The sequence below is a fragment of the Lactobacillus sp. VURO6/B1 (VP7) genome, from assembly GCF_058139575.1.
The window spans coordinates 43,505-66,871 of the sequence record NZ_JBVOWJ010000006.1 but is presented as its reverse complement, the minus strand read 5'-3'; the positions used below and the strand labels follow the sequence as shown (position 1 = coordinate 66,871).

Here is a 23,367-nt window from a genome sequence, read left to right as displayed (position 1 = left end):
AAAATGGCAAAAAATCGATACATTACAGGATATTCTGGACTTAGAGCTTTGGCAGTAATCGGCGTGATTCTATATCACTTCGATCCTAATACTTTTGTGGGCGGATATCTTGGCGTACCGATTTTTTTTGTTTTATCAGGTTACCTGGTAACTTGCCAAATACTAAAGTCATATGAAGAAAAGGGCTTTTATAATAATAAAAAGTTTTATTTGAGTAGAATTAAAAAAATATATCCACCATTGATTGCAGTACTATGGCTTTCTGCAGCATATATTGTTTTATTTCAACGTAATTTACTTGTCAAACTGGGTCAAATAGTTATGGCCAATTTGTTCAACGTTTATAATTTTTGGCAGATTTTAAATGGTCAAAGTTACTTTGAGCGCTTTGCCGCCAACGAATCTCCGTTTGTCCATTTGTGGACAATGTCAATTAACGGTCAGTTTTATATACTATGGCCAATAGTTATTTTTTTGTTAGTGAAATATGGCAAAAAAAGAAAAAACATTTTTAGTATTTTACTAATTTTATCTGCACTTTCAGCAGTTGAAATGGCAATAATGTTTAGCGCCAAGGTTGATGTTAATCGCATTTATTACGGTACAGACACTAGATTCTTTTCTTTGGGCCTAGGGGCAGCTCTTGCTGTGATTTGGCCACTAAATAAGTTGAAGAGCAATATCAAGCGCAATGATTCTATTACGTTAGATATTATTGGTCTGATTTCTTTTTGTGAAATGATATTTTTGTTTCTTTCTCCCGTAATGAATGCGGAGAATGCATTTACATACTTGGGCGGAATGTTTTTGTTCACGTTGTTTACAACAATATTGGTGGGTGTGATTGCTCATCCAGGAAGCCACTGGAATAAATGGTTAACTAATCCTATTTTTAATTGGATTGGTTCGAGAAGTTATGAAATTTATCTTTATCAGTTTCCAGTAATGATCTTTTTTGAGGATAAAGTTTCCAATATGGCAGATCATGTTTTGCTTTATCGTTTTATTGAGCTAGTTTTAATAGTTATTTTAAGTGAGCTTGCATATAGATTGGTAGAACGACCATGTGGCAAAATTTCCTGGCCAAAAATTAAAAAATATTTGCAACAGATTTTTGATAAAAAAGCAAAAAATTATTTTCAAAAAGCGAAAGCGGTTTTCACAGGCTTGATTTTTTTAACTGGTAGCATTGCAATTTTAATTTCTCCTGCTGCAAAGGCTCAGAATTTCAGTCAAAGCCAGCTGGCACGCAGAATCAGAGCAAATCGTAAACAACAAAGAAAAGATAATAATGAGTTAATTAAGGAATACCAAAAAATTAGTCCGAGAGAGCAAAAAAAAGCTAAACTAATAAAGGAAGCTAAACAAGCAGCAAAGAAACATCCAATAAAAAAATCTTTTGAGAAATATGGTATTTCACAAATTGAAATTCAATTAGCACGTAAAATTGATTTAACTGCTATTGGCGATTCAGTTATGGCGGGCTCTAGTAATGATTTGAAAGATTTGTTGCCTAAGGCTGTGATTGATGCGGCTATTTCACGTCAACTGAATGTTTCATTCGCTTTACTAAAGCATTATCAGAATGAAAAGGCTTTAGGAAAGAATGTCTTAATAGGTTTAGGTACTAATGGTCCTTTTAAAATGTCTGATATAGATGATTTAATGAAGCAGTTAGGACATAAAAGACAGGTATTTTGGATAAATACTTATGTACCGGCTAAACCCTGGCAAAATGAGGTAAATAACTTATTGAATGAAGCTGCAAAAAAATACCATAATTTTAAAGTGATTAATTGGCATTCATATGCAGAAAAGCATCCAAGTTGGTTTTACGAAGATAAAACGCACCCAACACCAATAGGGTCAAAGCATTACAGTGCTTTAATTGTTAAAAAAGTAGTAGAAAATGCTAAGTATTAGATAGGTAGAGTATGGAGTTACAATTTTTAGGAACTGGAGCAGGACAACCTTCGAAGAAACGTAATGTATCAAGTATTGCTCTAAAAATGCTTGATGAGATCAATGAAATTTGGTTATTTGATGTGGGAGAAGCAACACAACATCAAATTTTACGAACAAATATTAGATTGCGTAAAGTCACTAAAATATTTATTTCCCATAATCATGGGGATCATATTTTTGGCTTGCCAGGATTGTTAGCAACAAGATCATTTCAAGGGGATGTTGGGCCGATTACAATATACGGTCCGGCAGGCTTAGAGCAATTTGTACGAACAGCTTTGAAAATTTCACGAACAAAAATTAGCTATCCTATTAAGTTTGTTGTATTAGAAGAAGGTGGTTTGATTTTTCATGGAAATGGCTTTAAAGTTTATACAGAAAAATTGGCCCATCGTGTACCTAGTTTTGGCTTTCGGGTAGTTGAAGATGATCATCCGGGAGAACTTTTAATGGCTAAACTAGCGCAATATAATGTACCTAATGGCCCATTACTTGGTAAACTTAAAAATGGTGAAAAAATTGTTTTGGATAATGGTACTATATTAGATGGAAATGATTTTTTGGGTCCTAACAAAAAAGGTAGAATTGTTACTATTATTTATGACACACGGGCAACTCCTGCAATTGCACAATTAGCACAGAATGCGGATGTTTTGGTACATGAATCTACTTTTGCCGGTAATGAGGCAGATTTAGCTCATTCATATTATCATTCTACGGCAGTAGAAGCAGCAAAAATTGCGCGTGATAATAATGTAAAACGTTTATATTTAAATCATATTTCCGCTAGATATTTAGGTGTTAAAGCCAAAAAATTGGAAAATCAGGCACAAAAAATATTTGCAAATACTAGATTAGCTAATGATTTCGACCGAATTGTAATTCCGATGAAAGGAGAAAAAGATGAGTGATTCTCTTAGAAATAAAGTAGTTGTAATAACAGGTGCTTCAAGTGGAATAGGCCATTCTATTGCACTGGAAAGTGCTGGCAGGGGAGCAACTGTTATTTTAATTGCCCGAAATAAAGCAAAACTGGAAAAGGTAGCTTCTGAAGCACACGAACTGTCAGGGGCCGATTCCTACACAATAGTGACTGATATGAGTCAAAGCGACCAGATAGATGCTGCTTTTACTAAAATTATCAAATTAACCAAACATGTTGACTATTTAGTCAATTGCGCGGGTTTTGGCAAATTTGAAAACTTTGTAGAATCAAACCGCCGCGAAGTTACAGCCATGTTTCAAGTTAATGTTTTAGGATTAATGTATTTTAGTCGTTTAGTTGGTCGACTAATGATGGAACAAAAGTCCGGACAGATTATTAATATTGGTTCAATTGCAGGAAAGGTTCCGACTGTAAAATCAGCAGCATACAGTGCATCAAAAGCAGCTGTAATTCAGTTTTCAAATGTTTTGCGTTTGGAGTTAAAGCCATTTGGAGTTAAGGTTATGACGGTTAATCCAGGACCCGTTTACACTAATTTCTTTAATATTGCTGATAAAAGCGGGCATTATGCTGAAAGCGTACAAAAATTTGTGCTGGATCCGGATGATGTTGCTTGGCAAGTAGTTCATTTCTTTGGCAGTAATAAGCGCGAGCTTAATTTACCAGTGAGTTTGGCAATTTTAGCTAAATTGTATAACCTATTCCCAACGATAGGTGATGAATTGTCGCTGAAGTTTGCTTCCAGAAAGTAGTGCAGAGTATGAAAAGTAAAACAAAGCAGATTAAGCTCATTTTTACATTGATTTTAACCTTATTGGCAGTAATTTTTGTTGTTTTAAATACGAATAATGTTGCCATTAACTTTGGCTTATTTCAATTTAAATTACCTTTGATCATAATTTTAGTATTGATGATCATTATCGGAGTCCTAATTGGTTATTTTTGGGGTTCTTATGGTCATAATCAAGACAAGAATAACTAATATAGCTTGATTTATTTGGGATACAATAGTATCATTAACAAACGTGAAGTATTTTGGGTACTTTTAAGTAACCTAAAATCGTAATTTTACAAAAAAGGAGATCAGTTAAATGGCAGTTCCTAAAAGACATACTTCTAAGCAAAAGAAACGTTCACGTCGTGGTCATATTAAGTTAACTGTACCAGCAATGCACTATGATGCAACCACTGGTGAATATCGCTTAAGCCACCGCGTTTCACCTAAAGGATATTACAAGGGTCGTCAAGTTGTTAGTCAAACTAACTCAAACGACAATCAATAATTAAAAGACACCAAAAGCGGGTGTCTTTTTTATTCTAAAAAATTTGGCAATTCTTTATCTAGGAAGAGGAAAAGGTGAAATGAAACTCGTCTTCTTACATTCAAGTGATATTCATGGCTATATTATGTCTACTGACTATCAAGAGCAAAATGCTTATTCTGCTCCTTTGGGACTAGCCAGACTGAGCAGCATAATAAAGCAGCAGCGAAATAAATATGGTGCTGAAAATGTGATTGTGACCGATTCTGGTGATTGTCTTCAAGGTTCACCTTTAGCAGCTTATGTACATGAGTCCAATAATGATGCCAATTTAAAAGCATTTGCAGACTGCTATAACCTGATTAATTATGATGCAAGATGTTTAGGCAATCACGATTTTAATTTTGGATTAAGCTATTTGAAAAAATATTTAGCTTATAGTAAAGCCCCTTTTTTAAATAGTAATGTATTGGCTAAGAAAAATAATCTGCCAGCTTTTGGACAAGACTATATCATTATCAATAAAAACGGCATAAAGGTGGGAATTATTGGTATTACTACACAACGAGTGCCTTTATGGGAACCGGCAGATCATGTTGCAGGATTAAAGTTTAAGTCTGCTTTTGAGCGGGTTAAGCAGATAACAACTTTTTTAAGGCCTAAAGTCGATGTCTTAGCCGTGCTTTATCATGGCGGTTTTGAAGCTGATATTCATAATGGAGTACGTAAAGAGCCACAAACAGGAGAAAATGAAGGATATCGTATTTTACAGGAAATTCCTGATATTGATGTAATGCTGACAGGGCATCAGCACCGCAGGCTAAATATCGTAGACCATAAAACTGCCATTGTACAACCAGGTTATCGCGGAGAAGCGATTGGTAAGATAGTGTTGGATATTGATAAGCAAAGCAAGAAAATAAAGTCAATGTCTACTGAATTGATCGATGCTCAAGACTATGAACCCGATCGCAAAATTAATGTTTCCAGTTTATCGTTGGAGCAGCAGGCACAAAAATGGCTTGACCAGCCAATTGCTTATTTAGATGAACCTGCTCTTATTTTAAATGCTGATGAAGCTAGGATTAAGGGTTCACCGTTTATTAATTTATTGCAAGACATGCAATTGTATTTTACAAAAGCTGATATCTCAGCAACAGCATTGATGAGTGAAACAGCTCAAGGGTTTAATAAAAAAGTTTCAATGCGTGATATTTTGCTGAATTATCCTTTTGCAAATCAGTTATGTATAGTTAAAGTAACTGGTAAGGAATTACGCGATATCGTCGAATATTCACTGAAATTTTTAATTAAAGATAACAGGGGCAAAATTACGTTTGCCCCTCAGTATCGCAATCAGCTTTTTAACTTTGATCTTTTTTACCCACTTAATTATGAAGCCGATATTGCAAGACCTATTGGCAATCGTTTAATTAAGTTTGAATTAAACGGACAACCAATTTCAGAGCAAAATAATTATCACTTAGCCGTTAATAATTATCGTGCTATGGGCGGTGGCTTTTACCCAGTTTACAACATTAATAAGATTGAAAAAATTCTGGATAAAGACTATCTGGAAATGTTCAAAGAATTTCTGACTAAAGGTCATCCAAAGGTTAATTTGTCACAAAATTATCGTTTTAAATAAATAAAAAAGTCATTAGATAAGAACTAATGACTTTTAGTTATTTAAGTTTAGAATACTTACTTTTGTCTTTATGAGAATGAGCCGTAATGGTGGGGATAATGGCTGCAAATAACAAGCCAAAAATCAAACCGACAATAGCAGCTTCACTTAGATTAAAAACATGTTGGGTTAAAGGAGCAGCAATAAAACCTACAATTAACATGTAAACTACGCTCCAGCAAATAGTTACGATATAACGACCCATAGCGTTTCCTTCTTTCATACCCTAGAATTTTAACAAATATTATGCAGGTTTTCAATCCAAAAGATAGCTTTTTGGTATACTAATTTATATGGAAGGTGACTCGAATATGAAATACGCTGCATTGCAAAACCTTAGCTCGTTTACTCTTTTAGACAGTCCGGTAAAAATTAAAGATTTACTGACTACTGCAAAGGAATTGGGTTATGGAGCTGTAGGTTTAACTGATATTAACGTAACCTATGGCTTAGTTAATTTTTTTGAAGTTGCTCAAAAAGTTGGTATTAAACCACTCTTAGGGATGCAATTAAGATTAAACGGTTTAATTGACAGTGCTCACCAATACGATCTTATCGCTTTGGCAAAGACTGATGAGGGTTATCGGAATATCTTGCGTTTATCGAGTAGAATTAACCTTTTGACAGACAACGGCAATAAACAAAAAATTTTAACTATTGCAGATTTGACCAAGGATTTAAATGATTTGATATTTATCATACCGGCAAATTTGCATAGTGAATTATTAAACTTGCAAATGCAAAATGAATCTTTAGGAACAGATTTTTTGCGTCAGTTAGTTAGCTTAATTCCTAAATCTAGTTCCTTATACATCGGAGTCTATGGCAGTGAAAAGCAGGAAAATTATATTCAATATGTCAAAACTCTGTCAAGGCAGTTTGCTTTACCATTAGTAGGCGTTGAGGACACCTGTTATTTAAAACCTCGTGATCAATTTTTACGTAAAACTTTACAAGCTATTAAAAAAGGCGAAGTTTTACAAGATATCACAGATTTGGCTAAACAATCTGGCTCACATTATTTGCCTGCTATTGAGGAATTGAGCGAACGATATCATAAATTAGGTTTAGATGAAGCTTTAGAAAACACAGAAAAAATCGCCTCTGTCTGCAATGCTAAAATTATATTTCAAACCCCAGTTTTGCCTAAATTTAAGCAGGACCAATATTCAACTTCCAAGGATTTTCTGCAATTTTTGGCTCAAAAGGGTTTACAAAGTCGCTTTGGTCAACGAAAAGTTCCTGCTAACTATCAAAAACAGCTAAATTATGAATTACAAGTAATAGATCAAATGGGCTTTAACGATTACTTTTTGATTGTTTGGGATGTTGTAAACTACTGCCATCGAGTTGGAATTGCGATGGGTCCAGGCAGGGGTTCAGCTTGTGGCTCGTTAGTTTCCTATTCTTTAAATATCACAGAGGTTGATCCAATTAAATATAACTTGCTATTTGAGCGTTTTTTAAATCCTGCCAGACACGAAATGCCAGATATTGATTTGGATATACCGGATAATCGTCGTGATGATGTCATAAAATATATGTTTAATAAATACGGCATGGATCATGCTGCTCAGATTCTCACATTTGGGACTTTGGCAGCTAAGCAAGTTTTGCGTGATACTGGCAGAGTATTTGGTCTTCAAGAAATGCAATTAAGTGAGTGGTCTAAAAGCGTACCTTTCGCAAAAGGCAAAATAAGTCTGGCTCAGGCTTATAAAGAATCCAAAAAAATGCAAATGCTGGTGAATGCAAATGACGTGAACAAGTTGCTTTATGAAACGGCAAGTGGATTAGAAGGCCTGCCACGCCACTATTCAATCCATGCTGCTGGTTTAGTTCTTAGCGATAATTCTATTGCCGCCATTGCCGGCTTGCAATCAGGACAATTGGGAATACCGATAACTCAGCAAACAAAAAAATATGTAGAATCACTAGGATTATTAAAGATAGATTTTTTAGGCTTAAGAAATTTAACTATTCTTGGTGATACGGAGAAAATGATTCGCGAGCAAGGAAAAAAGATCGATGTTAATCAGATCCCCCTAGATGATCCGGCTACTTTAAGTATTTTTCAAAAGGGTGAGACGGAACTCGTCTTTCAATTTGAATCAGGTGGAATTCGCAATGTTCTGCGTGAATTGCATCCAGATAATTTTGAAGATTTGGTAGCAGTCAATGCACTTTATCGTCCGGGTCCAATGCAGAATATCAAAACTTTTATTGCACGCAAGAAAGGCATACAGAAAGTCACATACCCTGATCCTAGCTTAAAACCAATTTTGTCTTCAACATATGGTGTTTTGGTTTACCAAGAACAAGTTATGCAAACTGCACGAGTTCTGGCTGGCTTTTCTTTAGGAGAAGCCGACATTTTACGCAGAGCAATGTCAAAAAAAGATCAAAAGGTTATTGAACAGGAAAAATCTAAATTTATCAACGGTGCAGTAAAAAACGGCAGGACTGTTCAGGTTGCGACCCGTGTATATGACTATATTGAGCAATTTGCCAATTATGGTTTCAACCGTTCACATGCCGTTGCGTATACGATGATCGCATTTTGGCTCGCATACTTACAAGTTCATTATCCAGCTGAATTTTATGCCTCTATGCTTAATTCTAATATTGGCAATCAAAATAAGGCGAATGAATATATAATGCGCGCTCAAGAGGATGGCGTAAAAATTTTGCCACCTGACATTAACAAAAGTGATTTAGCTTATCAGGTAATTGATGGGCGGATTTTGGTTGGTCTACGAGCAATTAAAGGGGTTAGAATAGATTTTCTTAAAGAAATAATTGCAAAGCGTCAAGCGAAATCTTTTGATTCTCTTAGCAATTTTTTACGTCAGATTGATGTCAAATTTATTAAAGCTAATAGCATTACGAATGTGGTTGAATCTTTAATTAAATCGGGATGTTTTGACCAGCTTAACAAAAATCGGAACGAATTATTACAGAATTGTCCTGAAATAATTGAAAATGTTAAATTGACTGGGGAAAATCTCGCTTTATCAGAAGGGCTAGGTGGTGTTCCCATTAAGCCCGCTAAAGAACCTAGCAAACAAGAAATGGCTTTGATGGAAGAAAAAACTTTAGGCTTTTCTACACTCACTTCTCCATTAATTACCGTTCAAAAATATGCTCAGAAGTTTAATTCTAAATCATTAAATGAGTTTCAAATTCATGAAGGTGGAATAGCTGTCGGCAAACTTATGTCATTAAAACTTGTGAGGACCAAAAAGGGTCAAACAATGGCTTTTGGCAGTTTTGCTGACACCACCAGTAAGCAGGATATTGTAATTTTCCCTAATGTTTATGATAAAATTCAATCGAATTTAAAGGAGGGTAATATTTATTTATTAGGCGTTAAAGTTCAAAATGATCGTTTCGACTCAAGTAAAAAACAATATATTTTAACTAATTTAAAAGTTGTAAATTTAAAAGAGTAGAGTTTTTTGAGTAAGCGTGAACAAACAGCTGATGTTAACGCTAACATCGAAAAAGACTGTCAAATCAAGAATTTTAATCATTTTTTGTGAGATTTTTTCATGAAAGAATGTTAAAATTTAGTGGATGTGAGAAATTACACAATAAATCTTGATGAGGTGAATTCATGAAGCGAATTGGAATTTTAACGAGCGGTGGCGATGCTCCTGGCATGAATGCAGCTGTTAGGGCTGTTACCAAAACTGCTATTCATCACGGACTTGGTGTTGTTGGTATTCGTTATGGTTATGCTGGCCTGGTAGCGGGTGACTTTGTTACCTTGACTGCCGAAAACGTTGATCATATGATCAATGTGGGCGGTACTTTTCTATATAGTGCTCGCTACCCTGAGTTTGCACAAAAAGAAGTGCAAGAAAAAGGGGTGGAACAGTTAAAAAAGCATGACATTGATACTGTAATTGTTATCGGTGGTGATGGTTCTTATCATGGTGCACTGGCATTAACTCGTTTGGGGATTAACTCAATTGGTTTGCCAGGAACCATCGATAATGATATTCCCTACACTGAGTATACTATTGGACTTGATACTGCCTGCAATACAGCTATGCAAGCTATCGATAGAATTCGTGATACTGCCAGCAGTCATCATCGTGTTTTTGTCGTTAATGTGATGGGACGCAATTGTGGTGACATAGCTATGCGTGTAGGTTTGGCAAGTGGTGCAGATGCGATTGTTGTTCCAGAAAGAAGTTATGACATTAAAGCAATTGCTGAAAGATTAAAGCGCGGTTTTAAAGATGGCAAAGATAATGGCATTATCATATTAGCCGAAGGTGTCATGGATGCTGCTGATTTTAGAGCTGAACTTTTAAAATACGGTGAATTCGATTGCAGGGCAAATGTTATTGGTCATATGCAGCGTGGTGGTGCGCCAACGGTTACCGATAGGATTAATGCTACAAAGATGGGAAATTATGCGGTCAAGTTACTTCTTGATGGTAAAGGCGGTTTAGCTGTCGGCATGGAGAATGGAAAATTGGAAACCCATGATATTCTTGATCTTTTTGATGAAAAACATGCCAGTGAAGAATCGTTAATTGATATAAATGAAGAAATGACTAAATAATTAGTCGATTTTGAGGAGAATTTTACATAATGAAGAAAACTAAAATTGTTAGTACCTTAGGGCCAGCTTCAAATGATATTGAAACTATTACAGCTTTGGCTAAGTCAGGCGTAAATGTATTTCGTTTCAACTTTTCACATGGTGACCACGCTGAACATCTATCACGGATGAAAATGGTTCGCCAAGTTGAAAAAGAAACTGGTTTAGTACTTGGTATAGCATTGGATACCAAAGGTGCTGAGATTAGAACCACTGATCAAGAAGGTGGCAAGTTTACCATTAATACAGGAGATCAAATTCGAGTATCGATGGATGATTCTAAGCCTGGTAACAAGGACATGATTCATGTTACTTATGAAGGTCTTTATGGTGATACTCACGTTGGTGGTCACGTTTTAATTGATGATGGTTTAGTTGACTTATTAATTAAAGAAAAAGACGAAGAAAAGAAAGAATTAGTTTGTGAAGCTCAAAATACCGGTGTTATCGGTTCTAAGAAGGGTGTTAATGCACCTGGCGTCGAAATTCGCCTCCCAGGAATTACTGAAAAAGATACTGATGACATTAAATTTGGTTTAGCCCATGGTATTAACTTTATCTTTGCTTCGTTTGCGCGTAAGGCACAAGATATTCTTGACATCCGTAAGCTTTGTGAAGATGCTGGCTGTGATTATGTTAAAATTTATCCTAAGATTGAATCACAAGAAGGTATTGATAATGCAGATGAAATTTTACAGGTTTCAGATGGCTTGATGGTTGCTCGTGGTGACATGGGTGTTGAAATTCCATTTATTGATGTGCCATTTGTTCAAAAAGATTTAATCAAGAGGGCAAACGCACTTGGTAAGCCAGTAATTACTGCTACTCAAATGCTTGACTCAATGCAAGAAAATCCTCGTCCAACTCGTGCTGAAGTTTCTGATGTTGCCAATGCAGTTCTTGATGGTACTGATGCCACTATGCTTTCTGGTGAATCTGCAAACGGTTTGTACCCAGTTAAAGCTGTTTCTGCTATGGCTGAAATTGATGAAAGAACTGAACAAGAACTTCTTAAGCGTAATACTCTAGCTCTGCAAAGATTTGAAGAATACAAAGGTTCAAACGTTACTGAAGCTATTGGTGAATCTGTTGTGCGGACAGCACAAGAATTAGGCGTTAAGACTATTATTACGGCTACTAATTCTGGCTATACTGCGAGAATGATTTCCAAGTACCGTCCGAACGCAAATATTTTGGCTTTAACTTTTGATGAAAAGATCCAGCACTCACTTGGTATTTCTTGGGGTGTTCAGCCTTTACTGACTGATAAACCAAATTCTACTGATGATATGTTTGATCTAGCAGCTAAAGTTGCCAAAGAACAAGGCTACGTTAAAGATGGCGATCTTGTCATTATCGTTGCTGGTGTACCCGTTGGTGACTCAGGCACAACCAATTTGATGAAACTACAGATTATCGGCAGCAAGCTAGCTCAGGGACTTGGCGTTGGTAATGGTTCTGTTGTTGGTAAAACAGTTGTTGTTAACAGTGCTGAAGAAGCTATTAGCAAGGTTAAAGAAGGAGATATCATGGTCGCCAAAACTACTGATCCTGATTACATGCCTGCAATTAAGAAGGCTTCAGGTTTAGTTGTTGAAGCATCTGGTTTGACTTCACACGCAGCTGTTGTCGGTTTATCATTAGGAATTCCGGTTGTAGTTGGAGTTACTGATGCAACAGAAAAGATTGGCAGCGGCATTACAATTACTGTTGATGCTCGTCGTGGTGCTATTTATCAAGGAGAAGTTTCAAATCTTTAATTAAAATTACGAGTTAAAATAGCCAGTGCTTGTTACTGGCTATTTTTGTATGATTTAAATTTTAGGAAAAATCAGTAGCAAATTTAGATTGACTAATGTCAATTTATTCCTTTAAAATGATATACTTGTTATCAGATCCCATTCTAGATGTAGGAGAAAAATCATGCTTGGCACAATTGCAACTGGAAAAATAATAGACCAAAACGAAGATTCTTTTTTTGTTCAAATTGACGGAATTACATATGAACTGAAAAGAAAAGAAATTACACAGGAAGAAAAGCCACAGCTTGGAGATCAAATCAAGGGATTTTTATACGATGATAAGCAGCACAATCGTGAAATGACGCAATTCTTACCTTTTGCTCAACAAGATCAATATGGCTGGAGTAAAGTCACTGAGGTAAAATATAACTTGGGTGTTTTCATAGATATTGGCTTGCCAGATAAAGATGTCGTAATTTCAATGGACGATTTACCCTACGACAAAGAACGCTGGCCTCAACCAGAAGATCAGCTTTTGGTTCACCTTGAAACAGATGAGAAAAATCGTATTTGGGCAAAACTGGCAGATGAAAATATTTTTGAACAGTTAGCAGCTCATTTTCCTGACGATATGAAAAATAAAGATATTTTTGGAACCGTATATGCGTCTCGTGAAGTAGGTGCATTTATAATCACCAAAGAGTATTATTTAGGTTTTGTTCATCCATCACAAATGGCACGTCCCTTGCGTTTGGGTGAGCAGTTCAAAGGTAGGGTGGTTGGTATTAGCCAATATGGTCGCTTAAATCTGAGTACTCTGCCACGAGCTTTTGAGGAAATTGATGATGATGCACAAATGATTTTAATGAGTTTGCGCAGGAAAAAAGATAAGACCTTACCTTTTTACGATAAATCTGACGCGCAGGAGATTAAAAATTATTTTGGTATTTCCAAGTCGGCCTTTAAGAGAGCTTTAGGACATTTACTTAAAGCTAAATACATAATGGAGGATAAAGATGCTGGTTCCATCTCATTATTAAAAGATCCAGAAGATGCCCAAAATGACTAATTTATCAGAACAAGTTGAAGATTATTTAAGATATAGTCAGGTTGAACGCGGCCTGAGTAATAATACGATAACAGCGTACAGGCAGGATTTAACATCTTTCATTCGTTTTCTCCAAAAGGAAAATTTGACTTCTTGGCCAACTAAAGTCCTTGACATTGATGCTTTTTTGGCTGAACAGCGCGATCAAAGAAAGGCCACAAGTTCTATTAGCCGCTTAATTACCAGTTTGCGTAAGTTCTACCAGTGGCTGGTAAGACAGAATATTCAGAAGATCAATCCAATGCTTGAAATAGATTCGCCTAAAAAGCGTCGTACTCTGCCAGTGGCTTTGACAGTTAATGAAGTTAATAATTTGCTTGAACAACCAGATACAAAAAAGAATTTAGGATTGCGGGATAGGGCTTTACTTGAAACTTTGTATGCAACTGGGATTAGAGTGAGCGAATTAATCAATCTTAAATTTACCGATTTGCATGAAGAGTTGAAATTGGTCAAAATTTTTGGTAAAGGATCAAAAGAACGTTTAATTCCAATTAGTGAAGTAGCTTTAACTTGGATAGACAGCTATAAGGAAAAAGTTCGTGATCCTTTAATATTAAAAATTGGCAAAAATACTGATTTTATTTTTCTTAATAGTAGAGGAAGCTCTTTAACAAGACAAGCCGTTTGGCAAATTATTAAGCATTATTGTAAAATGGCGGGTATTCAAAAAAATGTCACTCCACATACTTTAAGACATACATTTGCAACACATTTACTGGAAAATGGGGCAGATTTACGTGTTGTCCAAGAAATTTTAGGGCATTCAGACATCAGTACGACACAAATTTATACCAATTTGTCGCAGAAACATATTTTACAAGTTTACGAAAAAACGCATCCGCGGACATAAGGTGATTAAATGCTAATTGAATGCAAAAATGATAAAGAAAAGGTAGCCATGGGATTGTTATCTTATTTGCCTGATTTTAAAAATCTGGCTAATCTCAAGGATGAAATTCAATTAAATAAAAGCAGTACCGAGTTTTGCTTATACCTCTATCGTTCCAAGGCTCCTAATTTTATAGGAGTGATAGGTACACAATCAAGTAAACATTTTGTAATCATTCGTTATATTTCTTTTGCTCCTGATTATCGAAAAGCAAAGTACGAAGCCAGAGCGGTTCAAGAGTTAGCACAAAATAATCCCAGCAAAGTTATTACGGCTGTTCCTGAATATATTTATTTAATTAAGTATCTAAAAAAGGATACAGAAAAATGAGTGATAACCTTACCCTTGAACTGCCTAACTTTGAAGGCCCTTTGGATCTGCTATTGCATTTAATAAAAGTGCAAAAAATTGATATTTATGATATTCCCATAGCACAAATTACCAGCCAATATCTAGCTTATTTGCATCAAATGCAAAAACTTAATTTAAAAATTGCCGGAGAATATTTTGTTATGTCAGCGATGCTTTTGCGGATCAAATCTCAATCTCTTCTTCCGCAAAATGATTTTACTGAAGAAAATGATGAACAGGAAGATCCCCGGGATGAGTTAGTGCAGCAGCTTATTACTTATTCAGTTTTTAAAAAAGTATCAGCATACTTTAAAAAGCGCAATGAAGAAGTACCGATCACTGCTGCAAAAGAAGAAAGCGCACCAGAAAGTAAAAAAATTCAGCCGTTGCCAAAAGGACAGATTACTTCAACAGAGTTAGCCAATACTTTTGTAATTGTGTTACAAAGGATGAAAATTAGACAGCCTGATATTGTTTCAGTTGAAGTTAAAGAAACTTCTGTCAAAGAAATGAGTGTCTTTTTGCAAAAAGAATTGCTGAGGCGGAAGCAAATAAGCTTTTTTGCCTGTTGTCAAAAAATGAAAAATTTATCTGACGTTATTGGTCTGTTTTTGGCACTGCTTGAACTTTGTAAAAAACAGGAAATTCGGGTAAAACAAAAGAGGATGTTTGGTGACCTGGACTTGGAAAGAGTTGGTAGTAATGATAAGTAAAATGGCGCAGTTAGAAGCGCTATTATATGTTGCCGGCGATAATGGCATTGAAAGTAGCAACTTATGCGAACTTTTGCAAGTCGGTAAACCTGCATTGCGTGAACTAAGCAAAAATTTACGGGAAAAACTACAAAAAAATCCTGATTCAGGGTTGCAAATCCAACATCTCAATGATATTTACAAACTGACCACTAGGCCAGAGGCAAGTAAAACAATCGAAAATTTTTTTCAAAAAGATTTATCAAAGAGCTTAAGTCAATCGGCATTGGAAATACTATCTATTATTGCTTATCGGCAACCAATTACACGTGTAGAAATAGATGACATCAGAGGCGTAAATTCGTCCGGGGCTCTGCAAACATTAATGTGGCGTGGATTAGTAAAGATTAATGGTAAAAAGGATGCACCAGGTCATCCTAATTTATACGTCACAAGCGAGTACTTTTTGCAGTACTTCGGGTATCACAGTCTGGCTGATTTACCCTTAATAGAAGATTTCGAAGATGATAGCATCAATAGTGAAGGTGAAATAGATTTATTTGCAGCTAAAGGTCAAGCTGATAAAAATATTGCAAAAACTCAAAAAGGAGCAAAATAATGGTTTTAGAACGGTTGCAAAAAGTAATTGCTGAGGCGGGCATTGCGTCACGACGTAAGGCAGAAAAAATGATTTCTGATGGCCGAGTCACTGTTGATGGCAATGTAGTCACTAAACTTGGTACCAAAGTGGATACCTTCAGTAACATCACGGTTGATGGTGAACCGATTGAACGAGAAAGTTTACATACCTACCTCTTTTATAAGCCTCGAGGAGTGGTCTCAACTGCAAATGATGATAAAGGCAGAAAAACAGTTGTCGATTATTTTAAAGATTTGCCTTATCGCCTATATCCAATCGGCAGACTAGACTATGATACTTCTGGCTTGCTTTTAATGACCAATGATGGTGAACTGGCCAATTTATTGATGCATCCGCGAAACAATGTAGCCAAGGTTTATGTTGCCAAGATTTCTGGCATTTTGACGCCTGATGAAATCAGTCAGCTAAAGCATGGGGTCAAAATTGATCGTCATCGATGTGCTCCTGCAAAAGTTAAGGTTATTAGGACTGATCGTAAAAAGGACAATCAGATAGTGCAGTTGACAATTCATGAAGGTCAATATCATCAAGTAAAAAGAATGTTCAAGGCAGTTCACCACCAGGTGAAAAAATTAGCACGCGAGAAATACGCTTTTCTTACACTTGATTCTCTCATTTCAGGAACGTACCGAGAATTGTCTCATGAAGAAGTTGACAGATTAAAAAACGTAGATTAGTATAGTATGTGAAATTTGATAAATAAGTTTGTTGTCTTCATGGCAGGGTGAAAGTCCCGACCGGTGGTGTAAGTCCACGACCCACGCAAGTGGTGGAATCTATTGAGATACCGATAGTTAGAGTCTAGATGAAAGAAGACAGACTAAACTAAAAGCCAAGATCTTAAGCTTACTTTTACTCGGTCTGTTGCTAGAAGCAACAGACCGAGTTTTTTTGGAGGTAAGAATTTTGCAAAAAAAAAGCAGAAATAATTTAGTTAATATTTTGGCTTATACTTTAATTGGTACAATTGCCTATGTATTAATGCTTTTGGAGATACCATTGCCAATAACTAGTTTTCTAAAATTTGACTTCTCGGATGTCGTAATTACAATTGGGACATTTTTATTCGGGCCCGGACCTGGTATCTTTATCGCTTTTGTCAGAATGCTGATCAATTTAATATACAAAGGCTTTGCTTTGCCAAGTTTAGTTGGTCAGTCTGCGGCTTTTCTGGCATCAATATCTTTTGCTTTGCCATTTTATTATTTAACAAAAAATATTAGCAAAGATGAAAAGAATTTTTCTAAAAAATATTTAAAACCAATTTTAGGTATTGTTCTCGGTATTCTAGCAATGGCTTTCGTACTATCTGTACTAAATGCATTAGTTTTGACACCATTTTATGCAGTAACTACTGTACCAAACCTGCCGGCAATACATGGATATTCTGGTTTGCTTTCTTTTACTGAAAAAGTATACTTGGGTAAACTGCTACATATTCCATCAATGAGTGCATATATTTTTGGCATCATAGTTCCGTTTAATTTGTTAAAAGGAACTATTAATGGTGTTGTAGTTTATTTACTGTTTGAAACTGTTTTAAGAACTTTTAAACCTTTTGTCAGAAAAAATTTCAATCTTAAAAACTAAATTTTAAAATATTGTAAATCGGTCTAGTAAATGACCGATTTTTTTGTCCACTTAAATGTTAAATATGCTAAAATTAAACAGGTTAGGTAAGGAGGTTTTTTAGATGAATAATAACTCAAAAGGACCATATCAGCACTATAAGCGTCCACAAAAGCCAAGAGTAGAAACTTATTCTTCTGTATCAAAAGGCTGGATTGCTTTGATAATACTGATTATAGTTGTTCTTATTAGTCTTGTGCCTGTGGTTCATCACTTGGCAGCAAACAATAACTCACATGAAAAAGTAGTTGAAGTACGTAAGACCACCAAAAAAGCACATACTAAGACAAAAGCTAAGGTTGCGCCTGTAAAAAGCAAAGAAACTAAAACTAAGGCAAATACAAAGAAAAAAACAGAATCATCTAAAAAAACTCCAAGTAAGCCTAAAAAGAAACGTGTTGTGATTAAACAATACGTCGTACAAGAAGGGGACTCGTTGACTAGTATTGCCCAGCACTTTAACATTTCAGTTAGCCGTTTGGCAGAGTTGAATCAACTTGATCCTAACAGTCAGGTGGACACAGGACAAACCTTAAGAATCAGATAATTTAGAAAGGATGGGGACTTAGGTCCCTTTTTTATTGGAATGCAAATAGCAATTGATGGTCCAGCTTCAGCTGGAAAAAGTACTGTAGCAAAAATTATTGCCCATAAGCTTAATTTTACATATATTGATACGGGCGCAATGTACCGCGCGTCGACTTGGATTGCACGAGAAAATAACGTTAATTATGGTGATGAAAAGGGCATTTTAGCTGCAATTGACCATGAACAGATTGAATTTAAGCTTGAAAATGGTCAGCAGAAAATATATGCCGGTAATAAAGATATAACTCAAGCAATACGTACTCCTGAAATTTCAGCTAATGTGTCTCAAGTTTCAGCATTAGCCGGCATCAGGGAAAAAATGGTTAGTCTCCAAAGGCAAATGGCTGGTGAAATGAATGTGGTGATGGATGGACGTGATATTGGCACTACTGTTTTACCTCACGCTGCAGTTAAAATCTTTTTGGTTGCTTCAGTTCATTCTCGCGCTGAGAGAAGAATGCTCGATTTTAAGGAAAGAGGGATTGAAACCAGTCAAACTCTTGCAGAAATTGAGCACGACATTTCAGAAAGAGATTACAAGGATTCACACCGTCAAATTTCACCTTTAAAAAAAGCGGAGGATGCAATCGAAATAGATACTACTTCTATGACTATTGACCAGGTCGTCGAGGCAATTTTATTTGAAATTAAAAAAAGTCAAAAAAAACTATAAAAAAGAATATAAAACAGTAGAAAAATATCAAACTTTCATTTAGAATTAGAGTATGATATTGGGAGGTAAATAATGTCAGAAAACAGTAATCAATTTTTAGATGCATTAAAGCAAATGCAAGGAGTTGAGGTCGGAGATATTGTAGATGTTGAAGTATTAGACGTTGAAGAAGGTCAAATCGATGTTGGTGTTGAAAATGCCGGTATTGAAGGTGTGATTCCGCGTCGTGAATACACTTCGGATCGCAACGTTGACCTACGTGAAGCAGTTAAGCCGGGCGATAAACTTAAAGCTTTAGTCTTAAGAAAAGCTGGCGGTGACAAGGAAAATGGTGAATTTTTCTTCTCAGTTACTCGCTTAAAGGAAAGAGAAGCATACGACGAGTTACAAAAAGACTTTGAAGAAGGCAAAACAATCGAAGGTACAGTTACCTCTTCTGTTCGTGGGGGTTTATTAGTTGATGTAGGTACAAGAGGATTTTTGCCTGCTTCACTAATTTCAAATCGTTACGTTTCAGACCTTAAGCCATTCATTGGTAAAACAATGAAACTTAAGATTACAGAGATTGATCCAAGTAAGAATCGTTTAATCCTTTCTCATAAAGACTTGATTGAAGAAGAACGTGAAGAAGCTTTTGATAAGGTTGCATCACAACTAGTTGTGGGTGATGTTGTTGAAGGTAAAGTTTCTCGTTTAACTAACTTTGGTGCTTTTGTTGATGTAGGCGGTGTGGACGGCTTAGTTCATATATCCGAGATTTCATATAAACATGTTGACAAGCCAAGCGATGTTTTAAAGGCTGGCCAAGATGTAAAAGTTAAAGTAATAGGTATTGATGATGATAGACATCGCATCTCCCTTTCAATTAAGCAAACTGAACCTTCTCCATTCGAACAAGCCACAGCTGACTTACACGAAGGTGATGTGTTTGAAGGCGAAGTTAAGTCTTTAACTAACTTTGGTGCTTTTGTTGAAGTTGCTGATGGTATTCAAGGTTTAGTTCATGTTTCAGAAATATCATATAAACACGTAGACAAGCCAAGTGATGTTTTAAAAGTTGGTCAAAAAGTTAAAGTTAAAGTTTTAAATATTGACCCTAATGAGCATCGCATTTCACTTTCTATGAAAGCTGCTGAACCTAAGAATTCTGAAAGTGAAGGAAATCGTTCACGTAATTCTTATAATCACAATTCTGTTAACAAGAAGTATATGAATAATGATGACAGTGGCTTTGCTTTAGGTGACATCATTGGTGACCAATTAAAGGATCGTCGTTAAATTTAATTAAAAAAGCCGACTTTTTGAGTCGGTTTTTTTATTTGTAAAAGGAGGCTGAAAAATGGTTTTACCTGTAGTTGCGATTGTAGGACAGCCTAATGTTGGTAAATCAACGCTTTTCAACCGTATTATTAATCAACGTTTAGCAATAGTAGAAGATAAACCTGGTGTAACTAGAGACCGAAATTATGCTCCAGCTGAGTGGCTGGGACATAAATTTGATCTAATAGATACTGGGGGAATTACATGGGCAAATAGTAATATTGAAGAAGAAATCAGGGCGCAAGCGGAAATAGCAATTGAAGAAGCTGACGTCATTGTGTTTTTAACTAATGTTACTAATCATGTTACTAATCTTGATGAACGGATAGCCCAAATGCTTTATCAAACTAAAAAGCCAGTGATTTTAGCAGTTAACAAAGCAGATAATCCTGAACAACGCATGGACATTTATGACTTTTACAGTTTAGGTTTTGGTGATCCAATCCCAATCTCCAGTGTACATGGAACAGGTATTGGAGATTTACTTGATCAAATAGTCGCAAGCTTGCCTAAAGATATAAGCTTGAACGATAATGAGCAAATATCATTTAGTGTTATTGGTAGGCCCAATGTAGGTAAATCTTCAATTGTTAATCGCCTAGTAGGCGAAAAACGGGTGATCGTTAATAACGAAGAAGGAACTACCCGAGATGCTGTCGACACACCCTTTAAAACTAAGGACGGCACCAAATTCAGAATTGTTGATACGGCAGGTATCAGAAGGCGAGGAAAAGTCTACGAAAAAACTGAAAAATATTCAGTAATGAGAGCGATGGGGGCAATTGAACATTCTGACGTTGTCTGCTTGGTTCTTGATGCCAGTACAGGCATTAGGGAACAGGATAAACATGTTGCCGGCTATGCTCATGATGCTGGACGTGGCCTTATAATTTTAGTTAATAAATGGGACTTGCCAAAGAAAACCAGTAATAGTGGCAAGGACTTTGAACAAACTATTCGAACTGAATTTCAATATCTCGATTATGCTCCAATCTTATTTGTCTCGGCTAAAACTGGTCAAAATATAGAAAAGATTCCCAAACTAGTACAAACAGTTTATCGCAACCAACAACAAAGAATTAAGTCCAGTGTATTAAATGATCTATTATTAGAAGCAAGCAAATTGGTGCCTACACCAATGATTAAAGGCAAGAGATTGCGGGTTTATTACATGACCCAGGTATCTGTTAATCCGCCAACATTTGTAGTTTTTGTAAATGATCCTGAATTGATGCATTTTTCTTATCAACGCTTTTTGATTAATCAGTTACGTGAAAATTTTGATTTTTCGGGAACACCAATTAAGATAATTGCACGAAAAAGAAAATAGTTTGTATCTACCAAATGCATAAAAATCACATTTTTAGTTTAAATTGCTTGTTGTATCAAGGGTTTTGTGCTATTTTGAAATCAAGGAAATAGTGGTTTGAATAATCATTTATTCCTTGTTCCATATTTGAGGAACTAATCAGGAATCTTAAAGCAAGGTTCAAGTTTCAGGAGGTGAATTCCCAATGGCAAATAAAGCAGAATTAGTCACTGAAGTTGCATCAAAAACTAAGTTAACCAAAAAAGATGCAGCTGCAGCTGTTGATGCAATTTTTAGTTCTATCCAAGATGACCTTTCTAAAGGCAAGAAAGTACAATTAATTGGCTTTGGAACTTTTGAAGTGCGTAAGCGTGCAGCCCGTAAAGGACGTAATCCACAAACTGGTAAAGAAATTCAAATTCCAGCAAGTGTTGTGCCAGCATTTAGGCCTGGTAAAGCTCTTAAAGAAGCTGTTAAATAGCTTAATAGTTTTATCTAAAAAGATGGTGGCTAATTCGCCATCATCTTTTTTGTGTTATCATTTAATAATGATTAATTGCCCATGATAATTGGCCATATTTAGATCGTAAAAAATGGAGGAATGAGAATGAGCTACTCTGAAAAGCTTCTAGATGCAATTGAGCAGCAGGACTTTTCTCAAGAAAAAATATTATTAAAAAAGGCTTTGGAAAATGATAAACCTGAAATTCTAGCATCTTTAGCTGAAAATTTAGTGGGATTGGGTTTTTCAGATTTAGCTAAAGAAATATATCGCAGCCTAATTGCACGCTTTCCCCAGGAGGATATATTTAAAATTTATTTAGCTGAGATTTTATTAAATGATGGTAGAGATGAAGATGGTCTAACTCTGCTCTATAATATTGCCCCTGATTCTACCTCTTATCTTGACAGCCTATTAGTTCAAGCTGATTATTATCAAAGCAATGGATTGGTTGAAACGGCCTATAAAAAGCTGTTAGAGGCAGAAAAAATTGCCCCAGATGAAGATGTCGTAAAGTTCGGATTGGCTGAACTGGATTATCTTAGTGGAAACTACGACCAGGCTCTTAACAGGTATCAAGATTTGATAAAACGACATAAAACTTTTAGTGAAGTGAATTTAAATGATCGACTTTTTCAAACTCTTGCAAAATTAGGACGCTATGAAGAAGCCGGTGAAGTTATTGCTAAAAATGGCAATGATATCCTTGATATTGATAGCAAATATCAGGCTGCATTAGTTATGTTAACTTTGCATAAAGATGACCAGGCAATTAAATACTTAAATGAGGTAATTGATCAGAGTCCCGATTATGTAAATGCATACCGCTTGCTTACTACAGCTTACGAGCACAAAAACAATAATGACCAGGAATTGCGTTCTGCTCAGGCCGGTCTTGCCTACAATGAATTAGATCCAGTTTTATACAAGAAAGGTGCACAAGCAGCAATTAAACTGAATGAATTAGATACAGCTGAAAACTTGCTAAAAAAGGGGATTAAAAAGATTCCTGAAAGTTTTGACTTACGCATCCAGTTGTCTAATCTTTATGTCACAGAAAATAAGAATGAAGAAAATATTGCTCTTTTTGCTAAGGTTGACGAAGAAGATTTAGAGCCGCAAGTTCATTGGAATTTAGCTCTTTCTTACCAAAATTTAGATCAGAGCGCAAAAGCCAAAAGTGAATTTTTACTGGCTTATCCTGAATTTAAAAACAATAGTGCCTTTTTAAAGCAAATGATACGCTTTTTTAATACTGAGCCAAACTCAAAAGATATCGTCAAAGAATTATTAAACTCTTATTTGAAACTCGAACCTGAGGATACTGAGATGCAGGAATTGAATGATGAATTGTTATAATGATTAAAACAATATGTACTTAGATGAAAAAGAAAGTTTTTATGCTTCATTTTTATTATTTATAAG

The 23,367-nt window shown here is 35.7% G+C and carries 23 protein-coding genes and 1 riboswitch; of the genes, 22 read left to right on the top strand and 1 reads right to left on the bottom strand.

What is annotated here, in order from left to right:
- The first annotated feature begins 3 nt into the window (after positions 1–3).
- From ACZ2M0_RS04460 to ACZ2M0_RS04435, 6 genes are all read left to right on the top strand, one after another.
- Positions 4–1,923: an acyltransferase family protein gene (locus ACZ2M0_RS04460; RefSeq protein ID WP_223901804.1), complete on the top strand. Its 1,920-nt coding sequence runs from the start codon at positions 4–6 to the stop codon at positions 1,921–1,923.
- Positions 1,924–1,934: 11 nt separating this feature from the next.
- On the top strand, positions 1,935–2,876 hold the full coding sequence (rnz, locus tag ACZ2M0_RS04455; RefSeq protein WP_223901803.1) for a ribonuclease Z: 942 nt from the start codon (positions 1,935–1,937) through the stop codon (positions 2,874–2,876).
- Complete coding sequence (locus ACZ2M0_RS04450; RefSeq protein WP_223901802.1) at positions 2,869–3,663, top strand: SDR family NAD(P)-dependent oxidoreductase; 795 nt, start codon at positions 2,869–2,871, stop codon at positions 3,661–3,663. The genes rnz and ACZ2M0_RS04450 overlap by 8 nt, the downstream gene beginning before the upstream one ends.
- Positions 3,664–3,671: 8 nt before the next feature.
- Positions 3,672–3,893: a lipopolysaccharide assembly protein LapA domain-containing protein gene (locus tag ACZ2M0_RS04445; protein WP_034979276.1), complete on the top strand. Its 222-nt coding sequence runs from the start codon at positions 3,672–3,674 to the stop codon at positions 3,891–3,893.
- Positions 3,894–4,002: 109 nt separating this feature from the next.
- Positions 4,003–4,194 carry a 50S ribosomal protein L32 gene (gene rpmF / locus ACZ2M0_RS04440; RefSeq protein WP_034979275.1) on the top strand — a complete coding sequence of 64 codons (192 nt, stop codon included), beginning with the start codon at positions 4,003–4,005 and terminating at the stop codon, positions 4,192–4,194.
- Positions 4,195–4,273: 79 nt separating this feature from the next.
- Positions 4,274–5,821, top strand: coding sequence for a bifunctional metallophosphatase/5'-nucleotidase (locus ACZ2M0_RS04435; RefSeq protein WP_490058670.1), 1,548 nt, complete (start codon positions 4,274–4,276; stop codon positions 5,819–5,821).
- A gap of 37 nt (positions 5,822–5,858) precedes the next feature.
- Here ACZ2M0_RS04435 and ACZ2M0_RS04430 read toward each other — a convergent pair whose 3' ends face one another.
- Positions 5,859–6,065, bottom strand: a complete 207-nt coding sequence (locus ACZ2M0_RS04430; RefSeq protein WP_034979269.1) for a YjzD family protein — start codon at positions 6,063–6,065, stop codon at positions 5,859–5,861.
- A gap of 106 nt (positions 6,066–6,171) precedes the next feature.
- Here ACZ2M0_RS04430 and ACZ2M0_RS04425 point away from each other — a divergent pair, with 106 nt between their 5' ends.
- From ACZ2M0_RS04425 to ACZ2M0_RS04350, 16 genes are all read left to right on the top strand, one after another.
- Positions 6,172–9,312, top strand: coding sequence for a DNA polymerase III subunit alpha (locus tag ACZ2M0_RS04425; RefSeq protein ID WP_490058669.1), 3,141 nt, complete (start codon positions 6,172–6,174; stop codon positions 9,310–9,312).
- 164 nt (positions 9,313–9,476) lie between these two features.
- Positions 9,477–10,436, top strand: a complete 960-nt coding sequence (gene pfkA, locus ACZ2M0_RS04420; RefSeq protein ID WP_223901799.1) for a 6-phosphofructokinase — start codon at positions 9,477–9,479, stop codon at positions 10,434–10,436.
- 29 nt (positions 10,437–10,465) lie between these two features.
- A complete protein-coding gene (pyk, locus tag ACZ2M0_RS04415; RefSeq protein WP_223901798.1) occupies positions 10,466–12,235 on the top strand; it encodes a pyruvate kinase in 1,770 nt (589 codons plus the stop codon).
- A 163-nt stretch (positions 12,236–12,398) separates the two neighbouring features.
- Entirely contained in the window at positions 12,399–13,286 is an 888-nt protein-coding gene (locus ACZ2M0_RS04410; RefSeq protein ID WP_490058668.1) for a CvfB family protein, read from the top strand.
- A complete protein-coding gene (gene xerD / locus ACZ2M0_RS04405; protein ID WP_490058667.1) occupies positions 13,279–14,178 on the top strand; it encodes a site-specific tyrosine recombinase XerD in 900 nt (299 codons plus the stop codon). The genes ACZ2M0_RS04410 and xerD overlap by 8 nt, the downstream gene beginning before the upstream one ends.
- A gap of 9 nt (positions 14,179–14,187) precedes the next feature.
- On the top strand, positions 14,188–14,547 hold the full coding sequence (locus tag ACZ2M0_RS04400; protein ID WP_490058666.1) for a reductase: 360 nt from the start codon (positions 14,188–14,190) through the stop codon (positions 14,545–14,547).
- On the top strand, positions 14,544–15,281 hold the full coding sequence (locus ACZ2M0_RS04395) for a segregation and condensation protein A (RefSeq protein WP_490058665.1): 738 nt from the start codon (positions 14,544–14,546) through the stop codon (positions 15,279–15,281). Before ACZ2M0_RS04400 ends, ACZ2M0_RS04395 begins: the two co-directional genes overlap by 4 nt.
- The gene (gene scpB / locus ACZ2M0_RS04390; protein WP_490058664.1) at positions 15,271–15,879 is read left to right on the top strand and encodes an SMC-Scp complex subunit ScpB; all 609 of its coding nucleotides are present in this window, start codon (positions 15,271–15,273) and stop codon (positions 15,877–15,879) included. Before ACZ2M0_RS04395 ends, scpB begins: the two co-directional genes overlap by 11 nt.
- On the top strand, positions 15,879–16,598 hold the full coding sequence (locus ACZ2M0_RS04385) for a pseudouridine synthase (protein WP_223901793.1): 720 nt from the start codon (positions 15,879–15,881) through the stop codon (positions 16,596–16,598). The genes scpB and ACZ2M0_RS04385 overlap by 1 nt, the downstream gene beginning before the upstream one ends.
- 29 nt (positions 16,599–16,627) lie before the next feature.
- A riboswitch (FMN riboswitch) is annotated at positions 16,628–16,742 on the top strand.
- A gap of 82 nt (positions 16,743–16,824) precedes the next feature.
- A complete protein-coding gene (locus ACZ2M0_RS04380; protein WP_490058712.1) occupies positions 16,825–17,511 on the top strand; it encodes an ECF transporter S component in 687 nt (228 codons plus the stop codon).
- Between the two features lie 103 nt (positions 17,512–17,614).
- A complete protein-coding gene (locus ACZ2M0_RS04375; protein ID WP_223901792.1) occupies positions 17,615–18,097 on the top strand; it encodes a LysM peptidoglycan-binding domain-containing protein in 483 nt (160 codons plus the stop codon).
- A 39-nt stretch (positions 18,098–18,136) separates the two neighbouring features.
- Complete coding sequence (cmk, locus tag ACZ2M0_RS04370; RefSeq protein ID WP_490058663.1) at positions 18,137–18,811, top strand: (d)CMP kinase; 675 nt, start codon at positions 18,137–18,139, stop codon at positions 18,809–18,811.
- 72 nt (positions 18,812–18,883) lie between these two features.
- Entirely contained in the window at positions 18,884–20,089 is a 1,206-nt protein-coding gene (gene rpsA / locus ACZ2M0_RS04365; protein ID WP_223901790.1) for a 30S ribosomal protein S1, read from the top strand.
- Positions 20,090–20,150: 61 nt separating this feature from the next.
- Positions 20,151–21,461 (top strand): ribosome biogenesis GTPase Der, encoded by a 1,311-nt coding sequence (gene der, locus ACZ2M0_RS04360; protein WP_223901789.1) that lies wholly within the window; start codon positions 20,151–20,153, stop codon positions 21,459–21,461.
- Between the two features lie 184 nt (positions 21,462–21,645).
- Entirely contained in the window at positions 21,646–21,921 is a 276-nt protein-coding gene (locus ACZ2M0_RS04355) for an HU family DNA-binding protein (protein WP_034979230.1), read from the top strand.
- Positions 21,922–22,047: 126 nt separating this feature from the next.
- Positions 22,048–23,301 (top strand): tetratricopeptide repeat protein, encoded by a 1,254-nt coding sequence (locus ACZ2M0_RS04350; RefSeq protein ID WP_490058662.1) that lies wholly within the window; start codon positions 22,048–22,050, stop codon positions 23,299–23,301.
- The last annotated feature ends 66 nt before the right edge of the window (positions 23,302–23,367 follow it).

Coding starts and splice junctions, on each gene's coding strand:
- ACZ2M0_RS04395 (WP_490058665.1), top strand. CDS start 14,544: ATGAGTGATAACCTTACCCTTGAACTGCCTAACTTTGAAGGCCCTTTG.
- rpmF (WP_034979275.1), top strand. CDS start 4,003: ATGGCAGTTCCTAAAAGACATACTTCTAAGCAAAAGAAACGTTCACGT.
- ACZ2M0_RS04445 (WP_034979276.1), top strand. CDS start 3,672: ATGAAAAGTAAAACAAAGCAGATTAAGCTCATTTTTACATTGATTTTA.
- cmk (WP_490058663.1), top strand. CDS start 18,137: ATGCAAATAGCAATTGATGGTCCAGCTTCAGCTGGAAAAAGTACTGTA.
- rpsA (WP_223901790.1), top strand. CDS start 18,884: ATGTCAGAAAACAGTAATCAATTTTTAGATGCATTAAAGCAAATGCAA.
- ACZ2M0_RS04460 (WP_223901804.1), top strand. CDS start 4: ATGGCAAAAAATCGATACATTACAGGATATTCTGGACTTAGAGCTTTG.
- pfkA (WP_223901799.1), top strand. CDS start 9,477: ATGAAGCGAATTGGAATTTTAACGAGCGGTGGCGATGCTCCTGGCATG.
- xerD (WP_490058667.1), top strand. CDS start 13,279: ATGACTAATTTATCAGAACAAGTTGAAGATTATTTAAGATATAGTCAG.
- ACZ2M0_RS04385 (WP_223901793.1), top strand. CDS start 15,879: ATGGTTTTAGAACGGTTGCAAAAAGTAATTGCTGAGGCGGGCATTGCG.
- ACZ2M0_RS04435 (WP_490058670.1), top strand. CDS start 4,274: ATGAAACTCGTCTTCTTACATTCAAGTGATATTCATGGCTATATTATG.
- ACZ2M0_RS04355 (WP_034979230.1), top strand. CDS start 21,646: ATGGCAAATAAAGCAGAATTAGTCACTGAAGTTGCATCAAAAACTAAG.
- ACZ2M0_RS04350 (WP_490058662.1), top strand. CDS start 22,048: ATGAGCTACTCTGAAAAGCTTCTAGATGCAATTGAGCAGCAGGACTTT.
- ACZ2M0_RS04450 (WP_223901802.1), top strand. CDS start 2,869: ATGAGTGATTCTCTTAGAAATAAAGTAGTTGTAATAACAGGTGCTTCA.
- der (WP_223901789.1), top strand. CDS start 20,151: ATGGTTTTACCTGTAGTTGCGATTGTAGGACAGCCTAATGTTGGTAAA.
- ACZ2M0_RS04425 (WP_490058669.1), top strand. CDS start 6,172: ATGAAATACGCTGCATTGCAAAACCTTAGCTCGTTTACTCTTTTAGAC.
- scpB (WP_490058664.1), top strand. CDS start 15,271: ATGATAAGTAAAATGGCGCAGTTAGAAGCGCTATTATATGTTGCCGGC.
- ACZ2M0_RS04410 (WP_490058668.1), top strand. CDS start 12,399: ATGCTTGGCACAATTGCAACTGGAAAAATAATAGACCAAAACGAAGAT.
- rnz (WP_223901803.1), top strand. CDS start 1,935: ATGGAGTTACAATTTTTAGGAACTGGAGCAGGACAACCTTCGAAGAAA.
- ACZ2M0_RS04430 (WP_034979269.1), bottom strand. CDS start 6,065: ATGGGTCGTTATATCGTAACTATTTGCTGGAGCGTAGTTTACATGTTA.
- pyk (WP_223901798.1), top strand. CDS start 10,466: ATGAAGAAAACTAAAATTGTTAGTACCTTAGGGCCAGCTTCAAATGAT.
- ACZ2M0_RS04375 (WP_223901792.1), top strand. CDS start 17,615: ATGAATAATAACTCAAAAGGACCATATCAGCACTATAAGCGTCCACAA.
- ACZ2M0_RS04400 (WP_490058666.1), top strand. CDS start 14,188: ATGCTAATTGAATGCAAAAATGATAAAGAAAAGGTAGCCATGGGATTG.